The following is a 24,188-nucleotide window of genomic DNA, read 5'->3' on the forward strand; positions in this document are numbered from 1 at the left end:
GCCTCGTGCTCTCTTTTTTTTACACGTTCACAAGCGAACGTGCTTTCGTATATATGTTAAAATGAAGGGAAGAATGGTAGAAAAAGAGGATGAGTGAAATGATAAAGTTTTTACATTGTGCAGATCTTCATCTAGATAGTCCGTTCAAAGGACTTTCCTCGTTGCCTGAGGGGCTTTTTCAGCGGCTTTTTGATAGCACGTTCGTATCCTTTAAACGGCTTATCGATCTGGCAATTTCAGAAGAAGTAGATTTTGTAGTAATTGCAGGTGACCTTTTTGACAGTGGGAACCGAAGTTTAAAAGCTCAGTCTTTTTTGAAAAATTGTTTTAAGCAATTGAACAGTCACAACATAAACGTATATGTTGTTCATGGCAATCATGATCCGTTAGATGGACAATGGGTAGATCTTGAATGGCCAAGCAATGTGCACTTTTTTGATGGCAGCCACATTCAGACTCTCCACTTTGAAAAACAAGGAAGAATAGTAGCAGCTCTGCACGGATTTAGTTATGAAACCGCAGCAGTCACAGATGATCGAACATTACACTATCCCGAAAAAAGAGATGATCTGTATCATATCGGTATTTTGCATGGACAGGCAGATGGTTATAGCGGACATAGCAGATATGCACCATTTTTACTAACAGAGCTTCTAAAAAAGGGCTACGATTATTGGGCGCTCGGCCACATTCATAAACGGATCGATCTAAATCTAGAACCACCTGTTCGTTATTCAGGGAATATACAAGGCAGACATAGTGGAGAACTAGGTGAAAAAGGTGGTTACATCGTTACATTAAACCATAATGAAGTAAAAAGTCAGTTTTACTCCACGTCTGAAATCGATTGGCAGGAATGCCGAGTTGATTTAACAGAGGTTGATAGTCTGCAAGAAGTGATCCATTTGTGTGAAAAAAAGATCAGCACGTATCTGCAACAAAATAAAGGTGTACTCCTCGTCTTAAAGTTGACGGGTCAAACACAGCTTTATCATGAGTTTTTGGATGGAACATTCATAGAAGATCTAGAAGAAATCTTGCGTGAAGAAGATTATGACTCTTCTTTTGTGCATGTGGTTGCGATCAAGAATATAACAAGTCCATCTCTTCAAGAGGAACAATCCATGAGACAGTCCGCCTTTTTTCAAGATCTACAGAATATTTTAGAGAATGACACAGAATTGCAATTAGCGATCTCAGAGTTATCGACACACAGAACAGCTAGAAAATACATAGAGTTGAACGAACAAGATTGGGAAGATATCAAACAACAAGCAGAACAATTGTTATTATCTGAACTTCATAAAAACAGGTAGGTGAAAAAATGAAACTTGTTACCCTACATATCTATCATTTCGGTGGATTAAAGGATTGTAAAATTTCCTTCGAAGAAAAAGGGCTGCAGATTCTTTACGGAGAAAACGAAGCCGGAAAAACTACTCTGATGGACTTTATTAAATGCATGTTCTACGGTTTTCCGACAAAAAGTCAAAATCAACGCCGCTATGAACCGAAAGACGGAAACAGAATGGGTGGTAAGATTACCATTCATCATCAGGTACACGGAACATGGACGATTGAGAGAGTTGCACATTCAACTGTAACCGGTGATCTCAGGCTTTATGATGAAAGCGGTCAGCAGAAAGAAGAGGCATTTTTGCTGCAGTTGTTGGACGGAATGGAACAATCTTTGTATACGGGTGCTTTCTGCTTTGGACTAGATGGATTACAGAAATTAGACAAGTTATCATCGGAAGAACTTGGAAACTTTTTATTAAGCACCGCGATCTCAGGTGACCGTGATCTGCTTGACATTGAACAGACCTTTGAAAAGAAACAAGCCCTTTTATTTAAAAAGGCAGGTAAAAAACCAATCATTAATGAAAGATTAGAACAGCTATCATCTTCAGCAAAATCCCTGCAACTCTTAAAAGAAAAAAATGAGAATTATCAAGCGTTAACGAACGAGAAAGATGGCCATGAAAAGGAACTAGAAGTAATTAAACAAAAACTAACAGAGATTCAAACCGAACTTCTCTCAAACAAGAGGCTGCTCGAATTAAAGCCAGTATTACAAAGGTACAAGCAGCTTGATGTCGAGATTCGCTCTTTTGATTCTGAATCATATTCTTTTCCAGAGAACGGTCTTCAACAATATGAGGAGTTACGAAAAGAATTGTCACGCTTGAAAAGTGACTTAACTTACGATGATAGCCGTCTTCAAGATGCTGAAGCTGAGCTCGGATCCATCATAAGTAATGAAAATATCATACGGTATGAAACAGAGATTAAACGTTTGTTTAACTTACTTCCTGAATATGAACATCTTTTCAACCAGCTTCAAGAGCTACAACGCCACATTCAGTCGTTAAGAAAAGAAGAAAGCCAGCTTTTTGATGAAATCGGTGAAGCGTGGTCTGAAAAAGAACTTAAGGGACTTTCACTATCTTTATCATCGCTTCATTTTCTAGAAGATTTGATCAGGCAGAATGAGCAGATTCAAGATAAAAAAAGTAGGTTAGAAGACGAGCTCGAGGATTCTAGAGTGAAGTTGGAGCGATTTGAAACAGAAGAAGCAAAACAGAAAAAGAAGCTTCTTTCTGAAGAAGAATATGCAAAGTATGAGCATTCTAATCATAAAGAAACTCGAAAGGTCTCTTTTTACACAACACTATTACCCATTCTTTCTTCCCTCTTACTTCTATGGTCGGGCTGGGTTTCAAACCATCCTCCTGTCATGCTTGGAGGAGTGCTGCTACTGATTACATCGCTAGTACTAAGTTTTCTGTATCTAAAGAGGAATCCGTCTGGTGAAGAGATGCCAAAACACGTACATCAGCGATTGTTAGAAGATGAGGTTCATAGGAAACAATGGCTTGAGCTCTCATTACAGCTTTCTAATGAAAACAACATTTATGTACAGCTTGCTAAACGTCTGGATTATTTAGAGGTGGAAGAAGCATCTGTCTGGGACCATGCGAAACGATGGGCGCATGATCAAGGATACAGAGGAAAGTTAGATCGTCTTTTTGTATCAGGGTATATGAAACGAGTGCTTCAGCTTAAAGAGTTGTTAAGACAGCGAAATGAAACAGAGAATAAAGTGCAGGATATAGAATTTAAACAAAGCAGTTATGAGAAGAAGGCTTCTTCACTTTCGCATGCATTCGGTAAAGAACTCCAGGAGGATACGAAAAGCTGGATCAACTCTTGTTATGCTGAATTAGAGAAGCAACTTAAAAATCAGTCGCGATCAGAGCACATTCAGCAAAGCAAAAAAGAACTTCTCGAGCGGAAGAATGAGCTCCAGAAAAAGATTTCTTTTATAGATATTCAGATCCGCAGTCTATGGGATGCAGCTAAAGTTAGCAACGAAGCGGACTTTTATGTAAAAGGTAAGAACAAGGAACGGTTTGGCAAGCTAACAGAAGAACGTGAAACGCTTTTTAATCAATTTATATCGTTAGGATTTTCAAATGATGAAATCGCAGTAATGGCAGAAAAAGTAACGGTGAATTATGAGACAACCCTTCATCATATTTCGATATTGGAAGAACAGGTGCAAGAAAAGCAAAAAGGGTACGACGAGAAGATAGAAGCAAAAGGGAAACTCGATTGGGAAATAGCGAAACTGCTTGAAGATGGCAGTTACTCAGAGAACCTGCATCGATATGAGATGCTTAAAGAAGAATGGAACACGCTAGTGAAGAAGTGGGCAAGCTTGCGACTTGCACAGCATGCACTTTCAAAAGTGAAGGAAGATTATCAAAAAACAAAGCTGCCAGCGGTTTTAGAGACTTCCAGTGTTTATTTTAGTAAAATAACAGAAAGTGAATATCAATCTATTACATTCACAGATAATAATGAATTAATGGTTTTAAATGGTGATGGTTTAGGTTTTTATCCGCATGAGTTAAGTCGAGGTACTGCCGAACAGGTGTATTTGGCTATCCGATTAGCAGTAGCTTTTCATGCAGGACCAAGAGACTTTCCGATTTTAATGGACGATATCGCAGTTAACTTTGATGGATTAAGGACAAAACGAACCTTACAACTGATACAAGAAACGGCGTTTAATCGGCAGGTGTTATTCTTTACCTGTCATAAACATATCACATCTACGGTTCCCGCGGTCCCTGTCATACATTGGCCACATCAATCTGTTATCGCTGAAATGTAACCAAAGGAGGGGAATGGCTCATGTCAAATGAGTATTCCATTTACTTAGTCGAGGATGAACAAGATCTTGCTCAAGTGCTGAAAGCCTATATGGAAAAAGAAGGCTGGACCGTTTCCGTTTTTCATAATGGAGAAGATGCTTTGAAAAGTGCGGAAGAAAACAAACCGCACCTTTGGATATTAGATATTATGCTGCCAGGTATGGATGGCTATGAAATTATTAAAGAGATCAAAAAAGCTTCAGACATTCCAGTTATTTTTGTTTCTGCGCGAGACCAAGATTTAGATCGAATCGTTGGACTTGAGCTCGGCAGTGATGATTATTTAGCCAAGCCTTTCATGCCAAGAGAGCTCGTTATTCGCGTAAGAAAACTGTTAACAAGAATCTATGAAACCGGTAACCGCTTGCCACAAACGATTGAGATTACAGGATATATGATCGATCCGATCTCAAGAAAGATCACACGTGATGGAGAGATGATTAATCTTACAGGAAAAGAGATCGATGTTCTTCTTTATTTGATTGAGAATAAAGGGAAGTCTCGTAAGCGAGAAGAGATTCTAGAATATGTGTGGGGAGACGATTATTTCGGATCTGAACGTGCCGTGGATGATGTCATCAGACGCGTTCGTAAGAAGATGCCTCGATTGAACTTAGAGACCGTTTACGGAGCTGGTTATAGGATCATACCGTCATGATACGCTTAAATCTAACTCAGCGGATATGGCTTTCATTCGGTCTGCTGATATTTACGATTGGTCTCTTAACCGCGATCATCTATCCGCTTTCCATTAAAGACACGCTGACTGAAGAAACGTATCGAATCATTGAGAACGAACAGCAGAATGTCTGGGATCCCAATAATCAGCTTCCTAGAGAAGGGGAGTCTCCAACTGATTTTATTGAGAGAAGGAATGCAGCTCGTGATGTTGGACATGTTGTGATTGTTGACAAGTACGCCAACTCACAAGGTGACCCTGTACCTGAGGAAGTTCTATATGAGATGGCTGAAAAAGCATACAACCAAAAGAAGAATAAAGGTCGTTACGAGTTAACGTACGAAGATGCCACCTTATTTTATGCAATCACAACAAAAACGAACGTAAAAGGCGAAAAGGTGTACTTAATCTCCTATATGTGGGATACGTATCGCGATCAAATGGTCAACAGATTATGGCTAAGACTCGTACTGATTTTATTGTTCACAGGTATATTCTCTATCATCCCTGCGATTTGGTTAGCACGGTATTTACGATCGCCACTCACCATCTTAGGAAAGCGGTTCGAACAGATCGCTAAACGCAACTGGCAAGAGCCGTTTCATTGGAAAGGTGATGATGAATTTTATATTCTTTCCAAGCAGTTTGAAGAGATGCGTCAAAACTTGTTAAGACATGACCATGCACAAAAAACGTTTATTCAGCATGCATCTCATGAATTAAAGACACCTATTATGACGATTAAGAGTTACGCTCAATCTGTAAAAGATGGCATCATGCCGAAAGATACAACGGAAGATATGATGGACGTGATCTTAAAAGAAACCGAGAGAATGGAAAAGCGTGTTCAAAACATGCTGTACTATACAAAGCTTGATGCTTTGAAACTAGATGTATTAACAAAAGAGAACTTTAACTTTGGTGATCTTGCAGAAGATATTGTTGAACGCTTCAGATATCAGCGTGAAGACATAGATTTTGAGATTACAGGTAACCATTACAATCTGAATGGTGATAAAGAGCAATGGGGTATTCTGCTGGATAACTTAGTTCAGAACGCATTACGTTATGCACACGAGACGATTCGACTCTCAGCTTTTAATAATGGATCTGAATTTGTTATTGAAGTGTTTAATGATGGAGAACGTCTTACTGGTGTAACTGGAGAAGAAATCTTCCAGCCGTTCCGTAAAGGAAATAAAGGTCAGTTTGGGCTGGGTCTTGCTATCGTAAAACGAATTGCGGAATTGCATGGAGGAAGAGTAATCGCGGAAAATAGAGCAGAAGGTGTAGCTTTTCAGATTAAAATTTCGATTACTAACCTTAAAAGAAAAAGATAGAAGAGAATCATTCACTAGTTGTAATTTTTACAGCAAGAGTGTTACGACAAGTAGTTAAATAGACGGATATGCTATACTAAAGCAAAGAAAGGCGGGGTGAAAGATGAAAAAAGGACTTGCGTTTTATAAGGTAGGAGAGATCGTAGATGGTTTCTTTCTTATCAAATCATCTGTAAAAGGGACGGCAAGTAATGGTAAACCATTCTTGACGCTGATCCTTCAAGATCAAACAGGTGATGTGGAGGCAAAACTATGGGATAGTTCACCAGAAGACGAAGAGCTCTACGCCGCTCAAGCTATCGTAAAACTAGCTGGTGAGATGGGGAACTACAGAGGGAAAATGCAGTTGAAGCTTAAAGCCATTCGCCCTGCAACGGAACTAGATGGTGTTAAGGTTAGTGATTTCCTAGAAACAGCTCCATTATCTCAAGACGCGATGGTAGAGACGATCACCAAATACATATTTGAGATGAAGAATCCAAATATCCAACGCATCACAAGACACTTATTAAAGAAACATCAAGCTGAATTTCTAGAATACCCTGCTGCGGTTAAGAACCACCATGAGTTTGTATCAGGTCTTGCGTTTCATGTTGTATCCATGTTGGATATGGCAAAAGCATTCAGCAAACTCTATCCATCTTTAGATACAGACCTTCTTTATTCTGGAATCATCCTGCATGACCTTGGAAAAGTCATCGAGTTGTCAGGACCAGTTGCTGCGTCTTATACACTCGAAGGAAAGCTGCTCGGTCACATTACAATCATGGTGAACGAGATCGGAAAGGCGGCAGATGAGTTAGAGATCGAAGGAGAAGAAGTAACCGTCCTTCAGCATCTTGTTTTAAGTCACCACAGTAAACCTGAGTGGGGAAGCCCTAAAGCGCCGTTGATTCGTGAAGCAGAGATCCTTCATATGATCGATAATTTTGACGCTAGAATGAATATGATGGACCGCGCACTCGAAAAAGTACAGCCTGGAGAATTTACAGATAAGCAGTTCGCTCTAGAAAATAGATCGTTATATAAACCCCTATTCCAAGGGGAGTTTGCGAAAAATTAAGGCCCGTTTCTAAAGGTTTTAGATAGTGTGTTTTGTCTTGTCTTGTCTTGTCTTCATTGACAGTTGATTGAAGTGAAAGGTGCGAGACTCCTGGGGGATTAGCGTGACAGGTGAGACACTGTAGGTGCAAAGCACGAGGTGGCTCACCGCACGCCCCCCGGAAAGCGAGCAGCCTGAAGCGGAAATCAACAACCCACAAGAGCAACAAAGCAACTCAATTATTGATAAAAACCCATTGTGTAAAAATGGGAGATATGGTAAATTTGGAATTGGAAGTTAAGAAACGAAATTTTAGGAGGCAATGACTCATGGTTAGCATTGTTCAAGGTAAGGAAAGAAAGCTGGCTAAATAACGTCTAATCCCATTTGGGAAGGCTTATTTTGCTATGCGATCTACCTGCTTTTGAGCAATCTCTCCATGTGTCATCCCGAGCCTTTTTTACGAAAAGCTTATGGTATGCACATGTAACGGTGTATACTCATAGGCTTTTTTCTATGCTCTCATTGAAAAAATAGCTGTATTCACGGCTTGCTTATGAAGGTGACTGCTCAAAAGTTGGATCAGATAAATCAACAGTGTCGGAAATAACAAAAAGGAAGAAGTGGACAGCATGAGATGGAAAGATTGGGATGCTAATCTAAAGGTTCGTTTAATTGGAGAGTTTTTTGTAAATCTATTGTTTTGGATGTTCTTCCCGTTTATGGCGATTTACTTTTCAGATGAAATGGGAAAAACAACAGCTGGTATTTTATTAGTCCTGTCACAAGTTGTCGGTGTCATCACAAACCTTGTAGGTGGCTATTGTGCGGATAAATATGGACGAAAGAAGATGATGGTAATCTCGGCTTGGGGGCAGGCAGCAACGTTTATATTTTTCTGTCTTGCTAACTCACCGTGGATGGATTCGCCGATTTTAACGTTTATTGCGTTTTCAGCGTTAGGATTGTTTGGTTCTCTGTATTGGCCAGCTAGTCATGCGATGATCGCAGACGTTGTAGAAGAAAAGCATAGGAGTGAAGTGTTTGCCGTGTTTTACACATCGATCAATATATCGGTGGTCTTTGGTCCTGTATTAGGAAGTATCTTCTTTTTCTCTTACCGTTTTGAATTATTGCTAGCATGTTTACTAGTGAGCGTTGTGTTAGCCGTAGTGTTAGCGAAATACATTCGTGAAACGGTTCCGGTAAAGAAAGAAGTATTAGAACAAGTAGGGACTGATAAGAATTGGTTCCAGGCGATCGGCGAACAGTTGAAAGACTATCGAGTGATCGCGAGTGATAAGTTATTCTTGCTCTTTATTTTAGCGGGTATTCTTGTAGCTCAGACCTTCATGCAAATGGATTTACTCCTAGCAGTTTATACAACGGAAAAAGTGCCAGAGCAATCGCTCTTTGCCATTGGGAACTGGGACATTTCGCTAACGGGTGAAAAGGTTTTTGGTTATCTGATCTCGCTTAACGGATTGATGGTCGCATTATGTACGGTTTGGATGGCTAAATGGATGAACCGATTCAAAGAAGGCAGGGTATTTATTCTTTCTGCACTTCTATATGGTGTGTCGATGCTTGTGTTTGGAAGTACGACGATGATGTGGATCCTTTTTGGTGCGATGGTCATCTTTACAACGGCTGAGCTGATGGTAGTTGGTATCCAAGAGAGCTTTATTTCTAAGCTTGCTCCGGAAAACATGAGAGGGCAGTACTTTGCTGCAGCGGGTCTGCGATTTACAATCGGACGTACGATCGCACCGATCTCTATTCCATTAACAATGTGGATTGGTTTTGAAAATACGTTCTATCTTCTATTTGTATTAGCGGTGATGAGTGCCGGACTCTATTACGTGATGTTCCGTGCCTTTGACAAGAAAGTTCAGTCAAATAAATCAGAAAAAGAATCTAAAGCTGAACCTGCACTTTCATGACATAACTTTTTATAATCCCTCATAGACTGGATGTAAAGCTTGTCTAATAAGGGGGAGTTAAATGATGAAAGGATACGCTGCTTTATTTTTCGGTGCCATACTCATAGCTGCCTTTGTGTTGAAAGAATACTCAGCTGGAGTGGGCAACTTCTTTACTATGACTCCATGGTGGATGTATTTTGTGCTTTGTGGCATTATCTATAGCGGTTATCGGATCGTTACATTGTTCCAAGAAGATAAAGAAATTGAGCAAAGAGTGATTGAAGAAGAAGGCAGAGTATACATGGAGCGTATCGAGAGAGCAAAGGCTCAGGAATCAGCTCAGTCTTCCGCTGAAGATGATGATGCAGAGGATTTAGTTGCAGCAGCAGGGGATGAAGATCATTATCATGATGACACAAATCGTCTGTAGAATGAAGGAAAAGACCTGCTAAGAACATGTCTTTTGATTGTTCTGTCTTTTTAGGGTAGACATGTACTGCTGATGTTATCATTTTTATATGATAATCCGACTTTTTTATGTGATGACGTGTATTTTTTATGTGATCTGTGAATTTCTCTGTCGTTTTAAGAAGGATATTGCAGCCAACTGTGGTGCAATATCCTTCTGTATAAGTACAAAACAAAAACCAGACCCCATCAAGGGTCTGGTTTTCATATATCATGCCATTATTGTTGAGGCATTTGTGGCGTTTGAGGTTGTTCAGCTTTCTTTTCCATCTTTTCTTTTAATTCTTTATCTTTTACTTTAACATCCGCTTTTTTCTTCAGGCTTTCTAAGATCTCAGTGATAGGCTTCGCTTTTTGCTGCTTAAGCTCTTGTTCGATCTGTTCTTTCTTGTCTTCGAACTTGTTTTCACGCTTGTCCGTTACTTTAATGATGTGGTAACCATATTCAGACTTAACCAGTTCGCTTGTTTTTCCTTTTTCAAGAGTAAAAGCAACTTTATCGAATTCAGGAACCATTGCGCCTTTACCGAAGAAGCCAAGGTCTCCACCTTTTGATTTTGAACCAGGGTCTTTAGAGTATTCTTCTGCTAATTTAGCAAAGTCTCCGCCTTCGTTCAATTTCTTTTGAACTTCTTTAGCCGTCTTCTCATCATCTACAAGAATGTGGCTCGCTTTAACTTCCGTTTTGTATTTTTCTTCAAATGTTTTCTTCATTTCAGCTTCAGAAACCTTAACACCTTCTGTTGCTGCTTTTTCATTTAAAAGCATAGACTTGATGCGTTCTTTTAGCTGTTTTTCGTCAGATAAGCCGTTTTGCTCAAGTGCTTGTTTGAATGCATCCTCGCCACCTAGCTCTTCTTTGATCTTATCTGTTTCTTTTTCAATCTCTTTGTCTGTTACTTTATATTTATCTTCAAGCACCATTTCGTCGATCATTTGACTAAGTACTTGGTCACCGTATTGTTCCTTCATCTTATCGTAGAATTGCTCTTTCGTAATATCTCCTGCTTTAGATTCTACGATGGCTTCTGAATCAGCACCACCAGCATTATTACAAGCGGATAATGAAATTAGTCCCGCTGTGAGTCCAATTGATAACATCCATTTTTTCATTTTCAAACACTCCTACTGTGAAGTAATAATTTAACAACTCTTACTATAGCATAAACGTTATAGGTATTCCTATTCAATAAATGAAATATGAGAAAATTTACACATTATAAATCCAGTATTTTCGGGTATTCTACACGATTTTAATAAAAAAATTTTTAAAACCGGGTCATTCGTCTAATCACAATAGGGCGTATCACTATATGATATGGAGAAAGAAAAGGGAGGTATGATGATGGGTTATGGTTACGGTCATGGGGGAGGATTAGCACTAATCTTAGTTCTTTTTATCCTTCTCATCATTATTGGAGCTTGTTACTGCTATTGATGGTGAATAGAAATTTAAATTAATTTATAGGGCGAATGCCTATGCGTGAATAACGGGTCATGCATAGGATAGTGTACAGAATATCAAAGGAGGTGGCTTTCATGGGTTACGGTGGATACGGGCATGGAAAAGGCTTCGCATTGATTGTTGTGTTGTTTATTCTTTTGATTATCGTAGGTGCTGCATGTTTCTGCTAAAATAAATGACGGCTAAGCAGGACCTTTTCTTAAGAAGGGGGACTGATCAGGCTTGACGTTTATAAGCAGTTTCGTTAATGTGTGTTTTACTACTCTTGATCAAAAGGTGCAGCATGTGTATGGTACGGTTACTCAAGGGGGAATGCAATTTAGGTTCCCCCTTTTTATATTTTCTATAGAACGTTTGAAACATAGGATGAAATGAGCAGAATGGTAATAGAAACGTTGATCGTACGATAAACAGAGTCTTGCTGTTTTGAGGACAAGTTCTTTTTGTCACATAACTTGTGAGTGAGTGAGTTAAATACGAATAAAAAGATTGGTGCCAAAAAAACGAAGATATAGCCTGCCATATGAAAACCTCCAACATGAACTACTTGTTTAACTTTACCAAAATATGTGGAATATGAATAGGAAAATAACTTCTAAGAGATGAGAGAGGGAGAGAAATTTATGAATAAATGGAAAACGGCATTTTTTACACTGTTGCTTCTATTTTTAATCGTACCGATCGCCATAGCCGCTATGCTTTTTAGTGATCCTGCTGGTGGCCGTTTAGATCGTAGTTCACTAGATACAGATATTCGAGACAATCAAAAGCTCTTAAGCATACATACAGAAAAAGAACAGGTGGAAGATCTGTTAAATAAAGAGCTCCGCAAAAAAGCGCCAGATGTGAACGTATACGTAAATTTAAGAAATGATGAAGCCGTGCTTAACGGATCATTCATCGCGTTTGATCAAGAGCTTCCATATCAGGTTACCTTTGAGCCTGAGGTTCTTGAAAACGGTGATCTGTTATTGAAGGAAAAGGATATGCAAGTAGGACGTTTCCCACTACCCGGTGACGAGGTGTTCACACTGATCAAAAAGACCGTTCAGTTTCCTGAATGGGTAGACGTCTATCCGAAAGATGAGAGCATTTTGATGAGAGTGACCGAAATGCCAACAAAGAAAGGCTATGCGGTGAAAGCGGAAGAATTCGATCTAAAGAAGAACTCTATTAAATTGGGAGTCTATACGAAAAACTAGAAAAAGCGCTTCTCCCGAGCACGTTAGGGAAGGAGCGCTTTAATTATTCTTCCTCAATTATTCATACCCAAATGGAGAAAGTTGGATTATAATTATTATAGACAGACAATGACTAGAAAGCAGGGTTTTGTATGGAGACGGTGGAAGAACGACTTGAACGACTAGAATTTTATAATCAGCTAACGATTGAGAGTGTCGATCTTACAGCGTATCCATTTTTTAGACTGGTCATGGAAAAAAAGCTCACCGAGCAGGAAGTGAATAAGGTCTTCCTTCTTTGCGATGAGCTTCAACGAAAATATGAAATGCAGAGTGAAGAAGGCTTTGTGCATTACACACCGCTGTTGTTGCATTTTGCAGGCATGTTAACGCCAAAGCTTTCCCCAAGAGAAACGATTACTGCTTTGCTTCAACAAGAAAAGTATATTTCTTTGATGGAGAAGCTTTATGAGTTATCTGTACGTTACGAATGAGAAGAGGCAATTTCTTCAGCTGCTATCACAGGTGATGCAGGCTGATCATCTAATGATGCTTCGATCTTTTCTTCGAGTTTGTTGAAAATCGACATGAAGTCATCGCCATATAAATTGCGGATGATCGACATCAATTCAGGAAACTCTGGGAACCTTCCAAATAACTCTTTAATCGGCATAGATGCACTGAAAACACCAAACTTTGAAGGATCGTACGTGTTCAATGTTTGAAGTAAAAGCTCTTCACCTTTAGGTGTTAGACAAATATATGTATTTCGCTTATCATCTTCTTTTTTAGAAAATGTTAGATAGCCTTGTTCTTCAAGCTTTTTTGAAAAGTTAAAAGCAGTGGATACGTGCATAACGCCAAACTTTGCAATATCAGAGATTGATGCACCCTCAAGATGATGAGCAATCCATAGAATATGGTGTTCATTAATGTTTAAACCATAGTCCTTAATCCAATTTTGCCAGTCTTTTTCTACACTTTTCCATAAAGCTTTACTAATCTGTGAAAGTTTGTGACTATAGATCATGGCTTCTTGAAAACTATATAATTGATCTTTGTTCATTTTTAAAATGCCCCTCCATCTTATAAAACACATCCTATTCCTCATTATGCCAGTATTTCCTATAATAAGAAAGTAAAATTTTTCAATTTTTCCTTATTTTTTAGTAAAATAGTTATATAACTTTTAGCTGATATGGTGTTGATGTAAGTGTTCTTACTTGTTCGGAAGTATAGATAAAAAAAATTCTCCAAAAAGGGAGAATTTTTTTGGGATTATTTAATTTCTTGATCCATTTCTTCAGGAGTTTCTTCAATTGTAGAGGCAGCTGTTTCTTGTAGAGCCTCTTCTTTTTCTTTATTAGCAAATCTGATCTTTGCTCTAAGCTGAATGCCATCACGCTTGATGCTGGAGAACGTCGATTTCATTTTATCCATATTCACTTTAAGATCTTCTCTGACTTCTTTACCTGCTTTTGGTGTAGAAAGCAGAGTAGCTGCTGCAGTAACCACCGTTCCTAATGCGAAACCTACTACCATGGATTTTTGTTTAGACATCTTATAATTCCTCCTCATTCTTTTATTATCTTATGAATTCGCGAATTTCTCTTATATTCCTATGAAAAATAATGACGAATATAAAAATATTTCCCGATAGATTTCGTCATGTTTGGACATGCAAGATCAAGCTTTTATAGAACGGTCAAAATTTGAAAACCGTTGATACAATAGGAAAATCAGAAGAAAATAGTGACGCTGTACGTTGTTTCAAAAAATGTCATACTTGTCTAAAACAGAAGATATTTGACTGACTTTGGAGAAAGATAATATAAAATAAATGAAAGGGAAAAAAATTTCATAATTGACGAAGAGGTTTAAAAGAGGGTATACATAATAAAAAGAATGGAGGGATATGGGTTGAAACAAAACACAATCGGCAACTACTTTAATAAAATGAAGGAAAAAGCGAATGCTGTGCTTGAAAGTTCTACTCAAACGGGTGAGCTTGTTACAGAAGCTGAGAAAAAAAGTTCGCAACCTGATAAACAAGGTTTAAGTAACCTAGGCTCTCAAGTAAAAGCGTTAGTTCGAATGGTAAAGTCATATAAAAGAGGCGACTATCGTGATGTCTCCAAAAAATCTTTACTATTAGTGGTCGCAGGACTTCTGTATTTTGTTAGTCCAATTGATGCAGTACCTGATTTTCTGATCGGAGCAGGTCTATTGGATGATGCAACTGTCCTAGCTTTTATTTTTTCAACGTTATCAACTGAGATAGCAGCTTTTCAGACGTGGGAAGAAGAAAAAGAAGAAGAGGATAAATACATAAAGCCAACTCCATAGGAGCTGGCTTTTTATTTTGACATTATCATTATTAATTTGCAGTTAAGTTTGAACGTTTAGATAGTCGTTCTGCGATCGGGTAGATAAAAAACATGATCAAGCCGCTAACGACGCTTGTTGGAACAACGATCATTCCAATGAAGCTAAGTAATGTACCAGGTAATCCCGCTACGAGCATGGCGACCATGAGAAATAATGTACCGCTGATAATCGTTCCGACTACTGTTAAAAGAACAGCGCTTATCGCATTTACTTTTACTTTTTTAGCAAGTAAGAACAACGCCAAAAAGATAAAAGCTGTTATAGGTTTTTCAACGATATTGGCGATCTGTCCGCCGGCCATACCAGTTGTTAGTGCTGAGATGACTCCAGCTGCCATACTTGCAATAATCACGTTTTGTTTAGTAGGTGATAGCATGATGGCTAAAAACATCATCACGAGTAATAAGTCAGGTTTCATTCCAAAAAATAATGGGGGTACAACAGTGTGAAACACATACCCTAATGCAATAAGTACAGATGTTAAAGCTAATGATTTAGTATTCGTATTCATTTCTCATCTCTCCTCAGCTACTCTTAGCCTAATTTCTTTCCAATAGTGCCCTCTTGGCCTAATGCGAAAGTACCTTTATGTTAACAGATGTACGTACAACTGAAAAGGTTTGTGAACTACTTTCCGTATTTTTCCTGAAAATGTTTCATGAACTGTGCAAGGCTATCACACGACTCTTGTGGTACAGCATTATAGATAGAAGCTCTGAATCCCCCGACCGATCGGTGTCCTTTTAGCCCATATATTCCGTTTGCTTCACTCTCTTTAATAAACTGCTTTTCCAGTTCATCATTCAAAAGAGTGAAAGTAACATTCATGTTCGAACGGGATTCAGGTGTAGCATACCCGTTATAGAACCCATTACTTCTATCGATCGTGTCGTAGATGACTCCAGCTTTATTATGATTTCTCTTTTCCATTTCATTGACACCACCACACTTTTCTACCCAGCCTAGTACAAGGTTTAGCAAGTAGATGGAGTAAACAGGAGGCGTGTTATAAAGAGAATTATTCTTTGCATGAACTGAATACGACATGATGGATGGGACAGATTTATTTTCCTGTAGCAGATCTTTACGTATGATAACGGCGGTTACTCCCGAAGGTCCAAGGTTTTTTTGAGCACCCGCATAGATTAATCCATAATCTTCAACAGATAAGGGTCTGCTCATAATATCGCTCGACATGTCCGCTACAAGATTTGGATGTGTGAAGGCATGTAGGTCTGCCCATTGTGTGCCATAGATCGTGTTATTAGAAGTAATATGAAGATAGGCGTCATTTTCGCTAGGAACATAATTCATCTCTGGAAGGGTGCGATAGTCAGAGTCCTTACCTGTAATGACTGCCTCACACGATCCGATTTTCTGAGCTTCTTTATAAGCTTTTTCAGACCATGCCCCAGTGAGTACGTATTTTGCCGTCTTTCCACCTTGAATAAAATTCATCGGAATCATAGCAAACTGTAGACTTGCTCCGCCTTGTAAGAACAATACTTCATGTGTATCTGGTATATTGAGCAAACGTTTCATGCGTGTTTTCGCTTGATTGTGGATGCCTTCATATTCTGAACCCCTGTGGCTATGCTCCATAATATTTAACCCAGTACCTAAGAAGTCATCCCACTCTTCCTTTGCTTGCTGCATGACCTCTTTTGGCAATGTTGTGGGTCCGGCTTGAAAATAGATGCGTGTCATCGTTCTCCTCCTTATAAAATTACGTTGTTTTAGTAAACTCTTAGAGCAATTGAAAGTTGTTGATTTCCGTTACAGGTGCTTCGCTTTCCGCGGGGCGACCGGTGAGCCCCTTGCCGCTTTGCGCCTTTAAGGGTCTCACCTGACCGCTCGTCCCGCAGGAGTCTCACACCTTACACTCCAATCAACTTTTCAGTGACGTCTTACAAGCAAAGAATTGTTAGAATAAAGCAAAAACTAAAAAAGAATATGAAAAAACTGCCCAGTTTAAAAAAGGCAGTTTTACTATGTAACGTTAGTTTTTAACGTTCTCTTTAATATGTTGAGCGATCTCAGTCATTTCGTCTGCAGGGGTATCCTGTGTTTTCCAGACTGCTCCAAATCCGTCACCTTGTCCGTAACGTGGAATGAAGTGCATATGGTAATGAAAAACAGATTGTCCAGCTGCTTCACCATTGTTGTTTAAGATGTTCAGACCGATCGGGTTAAACGTTTGTTTAATTCCAGAGGCAATTTTAGGCACGACAGAATAAAGCTTCGCTGCTGTTTCTGCAGGAAGTTCAAAAATATCTGTGGAATGCTCTTTAGGAATGATCAGCGTATGTCCTTTGGTTACCTGACTGATGTCTAAGAAGGCTAGGACGTTTTCGTCTTCGTACACTTTGTAGGATGGAATTTCTCCCGCAACAATTTTACAAAAAATGCAGTTTAAATCGTGGGACAAGTGGCTCACCTCATTTTTTTTACTTATCATATCACACATAATCAACCTAAAAAATAAGGTATTCTCTTTATCTTATCAAAAGGCTCTTTTCTACAGGATAGTTGCTTTTGAATGTTTTATTATTTTCTTCATTGACAGGTTGATTGGAGCGCACGGTGCGAGACTCCTAATGGCGCGTAGTGGCAGGAGGCTCACCGCACACCCAGTGGAAAGCGAGCAATTGGGAGCGGAAATCAACCTCTTCTAATAGCAACAACTTAAAAAAAGAAGAAGGGTCCTATTCAAAAATAGGACCCTTCATCTTATAGAGGTTAGAGAAGAAAGGAGAACACGAAAACAAAACAATACGATTTTTTAGCCATGCACCTCAATGTTAAGAATTTGTAATTGCTCAAGCACTAAATAGTCCAAGAGAACCATCTCCTTAAAATTTAGCATTTCAGAAAAAATCTAATACCTTGTATCTTTCTCCTTGAAGAAGGGGGGATACCTTCTTCTCTTATATCTTGTCCAGGAAGTCTTACAAGTTATACATATAAAATTGGTAAAGGAAACGGGAATTGAGCTATTATAAGGAAAGAATGACAAAAAGGAGGACTCTCCGTGAAAAAAAGACAACTTATTTTCACAATGACACTCGGTGTTAGTTTCCTCATCTCAGGGTGCGGGAATAAATCAGAGGATGAGCATAAAAATCATCAAGAGGAGTCAAGCGCCAAACAAGAAACGTCTCATGAAGGACATGAGAATCATTTGCCGAACGGTGATATTCAAGAACTTACTGCATCAATGGAAGAACTGCCAGGTTTCTTGGATAAACAACCTGATGAGATTGCGGCCATTTATGCGGAAGTTCCTAAATATAAGGATCTGCTTGAATCAATGCCTTGTTTTTGTGGCTGTGGTGAATCGGCAGGTCATAAAGACAATTATGATTGTTTCGTCTCAGAAAACAAAGAAGATGGCAAAATGGTATGGGATGATCATGGCACAAAATGCGGGACGTGTTTAGAGATCGCTGCGATCAGCATGAGTGCTTCTGCTGATGGAAAGACGCCTGTTGAAATCAGAAAGATGATCGATGAGAAATATAAAGAAGGATTTGCAGAGCCAACTCCGACACCGATGCCTGCCTCATAAGGTGTAAAACGAGAAAAATGGCAAACAATAATGAAAATGCTGGATTGCAGAAGGAGGTACGATATGAAACCAATCCTTGAAGTTACAGATCTAACAGGAGGGTATCTTCCTAATCAGCCTGTTATTCATCACTTAGATTTCACGGTGAAAGAAAATGAGATAGTAGGTTTGATCGGCTTGAATGGAGCCGGTAAAAGTACAACCATCAAGCATGTGTTAGGTCTCATGGAACCTATGTCAGGCACTTCTAAAATCGATGGACAGACGTTTAGGGAAGAACCAGAAAATTATCGAAGTCAATTTACTTACATACCTGAGATGCCGATTCTCTATGAAGAATTAACGTTATGGGAACACCTAGAGCTAACAGCAATGGCATATGGACTAGAAGAACAAACCTTTTTAACTCGTGTACGCCCTTTACTAGAAGAGTTTCGAATGGATAATAAGATTAAGTGGTTTCCGAGTCAGTTCTCAAAAGGGATGAAGCAAAAAGTAATGATCCTTTGTGCACTATTGGTTGAACCTAAGCTATATATCGTGGATGAACCGTTCGTGGGTCTTGATCCATTAGGTATTCAATCGTTTCTTGAATATATGGTTAAATTTAGAAATAACGGCGCTGGCGTGTTGATGTCTACTCACATTTTGTCTACAGCAGAAAGATATTGCGATCGCTTTTTAATCATGCATGAAGGAAGGCTGGTACTAAGCGGAACTTTAGAGGAACTACGTGTAAGAAGCGGGCTGGAGAATGCAACGTTAGATGAGATCTATCTCTATGTAGCAAGAGGTAAAGTAACATGATCGATGTAAAAAAATTATGGACAAAACGACGCAATGCACACGTTACCCAAACGCTTAAATATTTTAGTTTAATGGCAAACAGCGGACTTATTGTTTCCTTAATTTTGCTCATCGTAATCGGAAGTGTATATTATGCGAAGCTTCTGCAAGCACTTCCTGAGAATTTTCCGGCCGTTTTTATTTTAACGATCGTCTTTTCTGTTTGGTTGACTAAAAGTCCGATCCGTACATTGTTAAAAGAAGGAGATCTCGTATTTTTACTTCCTGTAGAATCAGGCATGAAACAATATTTCTCAAAAGCAATCTCATCTGCAACTGCTACGGGAGCTTTTTTAACCCTATTTATCTTTACGCTGTTATGGCCGATCGTTCAATTCTTTATCCATGATGGATGGAAGATGTATGTCACATTTGGATTCTTTTTGATCGCAGCCAAAGTATTTAATATTTATGTATCATGGGAAGAAAGAAGATTACCCTATAAGAGTCATCAAACGAACTATAAGATCATGAGGTTCATTGTAAACTTTGTATATGCCTATTTGCTCTTTAATGAAGCATACATCTTCTTAATCGCGATTTTTGCGATTATGTATGTTTTAAAGAATTTTGTTTTCGGTGTCTTTAAGAAACAGCATGGCTATCAGTGGGAAATGTTATTAGCCGAAGAACAGTCTTTAAAGATGAAAGGGTACCGATTCGTCAATTACTTTACAGATGTCCCAGCTTTAAAGCAGACTGTTCATAAGCGACCATGGTTAAACAGCTTAGCAAGTTTCTCGTTTAAAAAGAAGAATGCACTTCCTGCTCTATACATGAAGACATTTGTCCGTTCAGGCGATTACCTGGGCTTATATGTAAGACTGATCTTAATCGGCTTTTTGTTTATTTATTTAATTCCTGCAGGATGGTGGCAGTTGATTGTCGTGTTCTTGTTCTTTCAAATGTTTGCGTTGCAATTATTCACACTTTACACCCAGTATAGATGGAATGTTGTATTCATGATCTATCCGATCAAACAAGATACAAGAGTAAAAGCATTTCAAAATTGGCTGAGACACTTGCTGATCATACAAGGTGTATTCTATGGCCTCTTCTATGGACTACTGTCAGGAGACTGGATGATCGCGATCCTAATGCCTGTTGGAGCAATTCTATACAGTATATTACGACTGCCTACTATGACGAAAAAACACATTACGTTGACTTCCTAGCTCTTTATGGCTGGGAAGTTTTTTTAAAAGCGCTCTTTTCTAAAAGCTTGTCTCCTTTGACAGTTGATTGGAGTGGAAGGTGAGAGACTCCTGTGGGACAGGCGTGCAGTCTGAAAAGTGGAGGTGGCTCGTTCAGCCCCGACCAGCAAAAGTAAATGGGCTTTGAAGGCGCACTATGCCTTCTGGACGATTTAACTTTTGACCTCGAGGGGCTAGCCACTGCAACTAGACAGGTGAGACACTTAAAAAGTGAAACGTACGAATGTGGCTCACCGCTTGCCCCGCGGAAAGCGAGCATCCTGGAATGGAAATCAACTACTTCCAAGTTTGTAAACAAATTTTGGGCATCTTTCATAGCTTATGCCTATAAGTTTTATGGAAGGGAGCTGGGTCTCATGAATACTTATGGACTAACAGGGAGGATTGTAACACCAGGAAGTCCTGATTATGATCTAGCAAGAGAAGAGTTCAATACTCGTTTTAACTTGTTTCCTTTGATTATCAATTTTTGTGAAACTGCTAAGGATGTTTCAAACGCAATACGTTGGGCAAGAAAGAAGAAGGTTAAGTTTCGGATTCGAACAGGAAGACATAGTTATGAAGCTTATTCATCATTAGATGGAGGTTTAGTGATAGACATAAGCGAGTTGAATGAAGTAAGAGTGGACCGGAAATCAAAAACGGCCGTACTTGGTGCCGGGGCATTTCTTTTTCCACTATATGAAAAATTGTATGAAGAAGGTTTCACGATTCCAGGAGGTACATGTCCATCAGTAGGCCTTTCCGGTCTGACACTTGGTGGTGGATGGGGGATGTTAACCCGGCCTTATGGAATGCTGATCGACCAGCTTCTGGAGCTGGAGATGGTCGATGCAAATGGAAATATCATCATAGCAAATGAGCATGAGAACGCGGACTTGTTCTGGGCATCAAGGGGCGGTGGTGGCGGGAACTTTGGTGTGGTCACATCATTTCGTTTTCAAGTTGTTCCCGTAGATGATGTTGCCATCTTTAAAATTACATGGGACTTTAAAGGGTTTGAAAAAGTGGTGGATGCGTGGCAAAAATGGGCTCCTTATACAGACGTCAGATTGACAGCCATTATTGATCTCTTAACGAAAGACATTGGTGAGTTGCGTGCATTAGGAGAATTTCTTGGCAGTACGGATGAACTGCAAAAGTTGCTGGAGCCTCTTTTGATCGCCTTTCCACCAAAAGAAGTTGAAGTTAAGAAAGTACCTTATATTGATGCGGTCAAGATATTTGGAGGAATGATGCCAGGTATGATGGAGTATGCTGTAAACCATGGTGATCCTGATGCGCATCCATTTAAGAATACAGGTGCGTTTGCGAAAAGGCAGTTACCGATGAGTGCGATAAAAAAACTGAAAGACTTTCTATCAAACTCACCTAGTATTGAGAACAAAGTGCAGCTGCAAGCTCTAGCCGGAAATGCTTCTTGTATAAGTCCGACGGAAACGGCTTATGTTCATAGAGAAGCATTGTTCAGCTTGCTTTATATTACGAAATGGCAGAATGAGAGTGAGGCAGACATAAATACACGCTGGGTAGAAAGTCTAAGAAATTCTCTACTTCCTTTTGCGGATGGAGCTTATGTGAATTTTCATGATAATTGTATTAAGAACTGGTTAGAACAATGTTACTTTGTGAACCTGCCTCGCTTAATTGAAGTGAAAACAAAATACGATCCAAAAAATGTGTTTACGTTCCCGCTAGGAATTCCGACTGCAAATATGATTGTGTAGATCTCATAATGTGAGGGCGAAAATATTGAAACGAAAGCCTAACAAAAATCGTATAGAAGGAGGGAGGTAGATGATGGACACTTATGAAGAAAAAGTAATAGAAGAGCTTAAAAAATGGGAAACAGAAATGTGTAAACGGCCCTCACTATGGAATAAGACAACAAAATCTCTTCAAATAAAAATCAATGAGAAAATTCCGCAAAAAGTGCATGATGTTATGACATCAAGTATGAAACATATGATTAAAGCGACTCTGATCGGTTCTGAATATACGACTAAAAAAACGATTAAGTTTACTGCAGATCTACGAGAGCGTGATTTTAAATTTGAAGATCGGCTATCCTTCTACAGAAAAACAGCAGCAATTGAAGGAGCAGGAACAGGTGCTGGAGGCATTTTGCTAGGTATTGCAGATCTTCCATTATTGTTAGGAATAAAAATGAAATTTTTGTTCGAAGCAGCTAGTATTTATGGATTGGATGTTAGGGACTACAAAGAGAGAATCTTTATTCTGCATGTATTTCGCCTAGCTTTTTCTGATCCGCACAAGCGAGAAGATGCATATCAAAGGGTAATTTCATGGAAAGAGACCATTCAAGAATTTCCGGAGTCTCCTGAATCGATCAACCAAATGAATTGGCAAGAACTGCAGCAAGATTATCGGGATCATATCGATCTCATAAAGATGCTTCAGATGATACCAGGATTGGGAGCGATTGTTGGGGCATATGCGAATTATCATTTTCTTGATGATTTAGGTCATGTGGCAAAGAATTGTTTCAGATGGCGTTTGTTAACAGATGAAAAAAAGAAGAGGATCATAAACAACAAGCACCCGCAATAAATTGCGGGTGCTTGTAATAATATGAGGGTTTAGAAGCGGCTATCGCTTAATAGGCGGTCCATTTCTTCTTTGTGCTTCGTTTCATCAGCAATCATATCTTCTAACTGAACGACAAGCTCAGTCAATTTTAAGTTAGATGCTTGCTCTTTACGTTCTTCATAACGTCTGATCGTATCTTCCTCAGCGTTACGAGCTTCTTCCAACATCTCACGAACACTCTCAACTTGTTTAACTGGTTTTGGTTGAGTAGTAGGTGTACCACCAAGTGTTTTAATCTTCTCTGCTAAATATAGAGCATGTCCTTGCTCATCAGTAATTTCACTTTGGAAGAAAGGTTTTAGAATTTGACGGTACAAACCAGAAACCGTAGCTGCATTATGGTTGTACATAATGATTGCTGAGTACTCGTTTGCAAGATCCTCATTTAGTCCATCGATTAGTGCTTGTAAGTCTTTTTCCATTTGTATAACCTCCTGAATCTTGTTCTACAGAGATATCCTTCCCCTTTTCTCGTTACCATAAACAATATTTGTAGGATAGACGACCTAAAAAATAAAGGAACTGCATTATAAGGTTTAAGGATTGTTAAAATCGGTAAAAGACTACTATGCATGAAACAAATATTGAACAAAAGTGATACAAAATTTAAGGAGGTAACAAAAATGGATAGCAGACACATGGTTGATGAAGATCGTAATGTAGACACAAGTAAGGTTGAAGAAACAGCAAGCCGTATGAGCGAGAGCAAGAAAGAAGAGATCTTATCAAACTTTGAAGAGTTTAAGAGCTACCTGCACGGTAAAGTGCAGATCGGTGAAAAAATGGGCATGAGCGAAGAAACACTTGCAAAAACTGCAGAGAAAGTAGCAGATTACTTAGCTAACCATGAGGAACCTCGTAACTCAGAAGAGAACCTCTTAAAAGAACTATGGAAAGTTGGAGAGCAAGAAGAGCGTCATAAGCTGGCTCATATGTTAGTTAAGCTTGTTAAATAGCATACATGTAAAAGCTGCTCATCTTTGAGCGGCTTTTTTTTTTACACCATTATTTAGAAGTAGCCAACACATTTGTTTGCCGTGTGAAATTTCGTAATGTAATGAAGCAATCCCTATAAATAGTAAAAAGCTTGTGAAACCTATAAAGTTTGCTAAAACGTCAATAAATTCACCTCAATGACCGTTTACAAAGACCTTTAAAAAAACGACAATGTTTTAAAGTGGTTTAATCAACGATAAAAGAGTGAAAACTTAGCTTTAATAAGAGTTTATAAAAGAGAAAAAA

The 24,188-nt window shown here is 39.0% G+C and carries 26 protein-coding genes; 18 read left to right on the plus strand and 8 right to left on the minus strand.

Features of this window, described 5'->3' with window-relative positions:
- Positions 1-98 precede the first annotated feature (98 nt).
- The 7 genes from H9648_RS15695 (at position 99) to H9648_RS15725 (ending at position 9,636) form a co-directional block, all read left to right on the plus strand.
- Complete coding sequence (locus tag H9648_RS15695) at positions 99-1,316, plus strand: metallophosphoesterase family protein (RefSeq protein ID WP_191754753.1); 1,218 nt, start codon at positions 99-101, stop codon at positions 1,314-1,316.
- Positions 1,317-1,324: 8 nt separating this feature from the next.
- A complete protein-coding gene (locus tag H9648_RS15700; RefSeq protein WP_191754754.1) occupies positions 1,325-4,180 on the plus strand; it encodes an ATP-binding protein in 2,856 nt (951 codons plus the stop codon).
- Positions 4,181-4,200: 20 nt separating this feature from the next.
- Positions 4,201-4,878 carry a response regulator transcription factor gene (locus H9648_RS15705; RefSeq protein ID WP_191754756.1) on the plus strand — a complete coding sequence of 226 codons (678 nt, stop codon included), beginning with the start codon at positions 4,201-4,203 and terminating at the stop codon, positions 4,876-4,878.
- On the plus strand, positions 4,875-6,239 hold the full coding sequence (locus tag H9648_RS15710; protein WP_191754758.1) for a sensor histidine kinase: 1,365 nt from the start codon (positions 4,875-4,877) through the stop codon (positions 6,237-6,239). The genes H9648_RS15705 and H9648_RS15710 overlap by 4 nt, the downstream gene beginning before the upstream one ends.
- Positions 6,240-6,342: 103 nt before the next feature.
- The gene (yhaM, locus tag H9648_RS15715; protein WP_191754759.1) at positions 6,343-7,302 is read left to right on the plus strand and encodes a 3'-5' exoribonuclease YhaM; all 960 of its coding nucleotides are present in this window, start codon (positions 6,343-6,345) and stop codon (positions 7,300-7,302) included.
- 611 nt (positions 7,303-7,913) lie between these two features.
- A complete protein-coding gene (locus tag H9648_RS15720; protein ID WP_191754761.1) occupies positions 7,914-9,224 on the plus strand; it encodes an MDR family MFS transporter in 1,311 nt (436 codons plus the stop codon).
- Between the two features lie 61 nt (positions 9,225-9,285).
- A complete protein-coding gene (locus H9648_RS15725) occupies positions 9,286-9,636 on the plus strand; it encodes a sporulation YhaL family protein (RefSeq protein WP_191754763.1) in 351 nt (116 codons plus the stop codon).
- A 257-nt stretch (positions 9,637-9,893) separates the two neighbouring features.
- On the opposite strand, the gene H9648_RS15730 is transcribed toward H9648_RS15725, so the two are convergent.
- Positions 9,894-10,787, minus strand: coding sequence for a peptidylprolyl isomerase (locus H9648_RS15730; RefSeq protein WP_191754765.1), 894 nt, complete (start codon positions 10,785-10,787; stop codon positions 9,894-9,896).
- A 232-nt stretch (positions 10,788-11,019) separates the two neighbouring features.
- On the opposite strand from H9648_RS15730, the gene H9648_RS15735 reads away from it, so the two are divergent.
- On the plus strand, positions 11,020-11,112 hold the full coding sequence (locus H9648_RS15735; RefSeq protein ID WP_269148791.1) for a YjcZ family sporulation protein: 93 nt from the start codon (positions 11,020-11,022) through the stop codon (positions 11,110-11,112).
- Between the two features lie 101 nt (positions 11,113-11,213).
- The gene (locus H9648_RS15740) at positions 11,214-11,309 is read left to right on the plus strand and encodes a YjcZ family sporulation protein (RefSeq protein WP_082861266.1); all 96 of its coding nucleotides are present in this window, start codon (positions 11,214-11,216) and stop codon (positions 11,307-11,309) included.
- A gap of 173 nt (positions 11,310-11,482) precedes the next feature.
- On the opposite strand, the gene H9648_RS15745 is transcribed toward H9648_RS15740, so the two are convergent.
- On the minus strand, positions 11,483-11,662 hold the full coding sequence (locus tag H9648_RS15745) for a hypothetical protein (RefSeq protein ID WP_066391378.1): 180 nt from the start codon (positions 11,660-11,662) through the stop codon (positions 11,483-11,485).
- 100 nt (positions 11,663-11,762) lie between these two features.
- Between H9648_RS15745 and H9648_RS15750 the strand changes: the two genes are divergently transcribed.
- Both H9648_RS15750 and H9648_RS15755 read left to right on the plus strand, forming a co-directional pair.
- A complete protein-coding gene (locus tag H9648_RS15750) occupies positions 11,763-12,341 on the plus strand; it encodes a YpmS family protein (RefSeq protein ID WP_191754767.1) in 579 nt (192 codons plus the stop codon).
- Positions 12,342-12,472: 131 nt separating this feature from the next.
- Positions 12,473-12,814, plus strand: a complete 342-nt coding sequence (locus H9648_RS15755) for a DUF1878 family protein (protein WP_137790539.1) — start codon at positions 12,473-12,475, stop codon at positions 12,812-12,814.
- Here the strand turns inward: H9648_RS15755 and H9648_RS15760 are convergent.
- The gene (locus H9648_RS15760) at positions 12,805-13,386 is read right to left on the minus strand and encodes an HTH-type transcriptional regulator Hpr (RefSeq protein ID WP_066391382.1); all 582 of its coding nucleotides are present in this window, start codon (positions 13,384-13,386) and stop codon (positions 12,805-12,807) included. The genes H9648_RS15755 and H9648_RS15760 overlap by 10 nt on opposite strands.
- Before the next feature lie 212 nt (positions 13,387-13,598).
- Complete coding sequence (locus H9648_RS15765) at positions 13,599-13,880, minus strand: YtxH domain-containing protein (RefSeq protein WP_191754769.1); 282 nt, start codon at positions 13,878-13,880, stop codon at positions 13,599-13,601.
- 360 nt (positions 13,881-14,240) lie between these two features.
- On the opposite strand from H9648_RS15765, the gene H9648_RS15770 reads away from it, so the two are divergent.
- Positions 14,241-14,666, plus strand: a complete 426-nt coding sequence (locus H9648_RS15770; protein ID WP_186320596.1) for a YkvA family protein — start codon at positions 14,241-14,243, stop codon at positions 14,664-14,666.
- A gap of 31 nt (positions 14,667-14,697) precedes the next feature.
- On the opposite strand, the gene H9648_RS15775 is transcribed toward H9648_RS15770, so the two are convergent.
- The 3 genes from H9648_RS15775 to H9648_RS15785 all read right to left on the minus strand — a co-directional run bounded on the left by H9648_RS15775 (position 14,698) and on the right by H9648_RS15785 (position 17,136).
- Positions 14,698-15,219 (minus strand): tryptophan transporter, encoded by a 522-nt coding sequence (locus H9648_RS15775; RefSeq protein WP_191754771.1) that lies wholly within the window; start codon positions 15,217-15,219, stop codon positions 14,698-14,700.
- A 116-nt stretch (positions 15,220-15,335) separates the two neighbouring features.
- The gene (gene serC, locus H9648_RS15780) at positions 15,336-16,415 is read right to left on the minus strand and encodes a phosphoserine transaminase (RefSeq protein WP_191754773.1); all 1,080 of its coding nucleotides are present in this window, start codon (positions 16,413-16,415) and stop codon (positions 15,336-15,338) included.
- Positions 16,416-16,707: 292 nt separating this feature from the next.
- Positions 16,708-17,136: an HIT family protein gene (locus H9648_RS15785; protein WP_225218930.1), complete on the minus strand. Its 429-nt coding sequence runs from the start codon at positions 17,134-17,136 to the stop codon at positions 16,708-16,710.
- Between the two features lie 603 nt (positions 17,137-17,739).
- On the opposite strand from H9648_RS15785, the gene H9648_RS15790 reads away from it, so the two are divergent.
- The 5 genes from H9648_RS15790 (at position 17,740) to H9648_RS15810 (ending at position 22,907) form a co-directional block, all read left to right on the plus strand.
- Positions 17,740-18,276: a PCYCGC motif-containing (lipo)protein gene (locus H9648_RS15790; RefSeq protein WP_318243544.1), complete on the plus strand. Its 537-nt coding sequence runs from the start codon at positions 17,740-17,742 to the stop codon at positions 18,274-18,276.
- 63 nt (positions 18,277-18,339) lie between these two features.
- Complete coding sequence (locus H9648_RS15795; protein WP_191754776.1) at positions 18,340-19,083, plus strand: ABC transporter ATP-binding protein; 744 nt, start codon at positions 18,340-18,342, stop codon at positions 19,081-19,083.
- Positions 19,080-20,297 (plus strand): ABC transporter permease, encoded by a 1,218-nt coding sequence (locus H9648_RS15800; RefSeq protein ID WP_191754778.1) that lies wholly within the window; start codon positions 19,080-19,082, stop codon positions 20,295-20,297. The genes H9648_RS15795 and H9648_RS15800 overlap by 4 nt, the downstream gene beginning before the upstream one ends.
- Positions 20,298-20,692: 395 nt before the next feature.
- On the plus strand, positions 20,693-22,063 hold the full coding sequence (locus tag H9648_RS15805) for an FAD-binding oxidoreductase (RefSeq protein WP_191754780.1): 1,371 nt from the start codon (positions 20,693-20,695) through the stop codon (positions 22,061-22,063).
- A gap of 70 nt (positions 22,064-22,133) precedes the next feature.
- Positions 22,134-22,907 (plus strand): EcsC family protein, encoded by a 774-nt coding sequence (locus H9648_RS15810; RefSeq protein ID WP_318243545.1) that lies wholly within the window; start codon positions 22,134-22,136, stop codon positions 22,905-22,907.
- A gap of 29 nt (positions 22,908-22,936) precedes the next feature.
- On the opposite strand, the gene H9648_RS15815 is transcribed toward H9648_RS15810, so the two are convergent.
- On the minus strand, positions 22,937-23,368 hold the full coding sequence (locus H9648_RS15815) for a ferritin-like domain-containing protein (protein WP_191754781.1): 432 nt from the start codon (positions 23,366-23,368) through the stop codon (positions 22,937-22,939).
- A 216-nt stretch (positions 23,369-23,584) separates the two neighbouring features.
- On the opposite strand from H9648_RS15815, the gene H9648_RS15820 reads away from it, so the two are divergent.
- Entirely contained in the window at positions 23,585-23,902 is a 318-nt protein-coding gene (locus H9648_RS15820; protein ID WP_191754835.1) for a DUF3243 domain-containing protein, read from the plus strand.
- The last annotated feature ends 286 nt before the right edge of the window (positions 23,903-24,188 follow it).

The organism is Fictibacillus norfolkensis (genome assembly GCF_014836645.1).
Lineage (GTDB): Bacteria > Bacillota > Bacilli > Bacillales > Fictibacillaceae > Fictibacillus > Fictibacillus norfolkensis.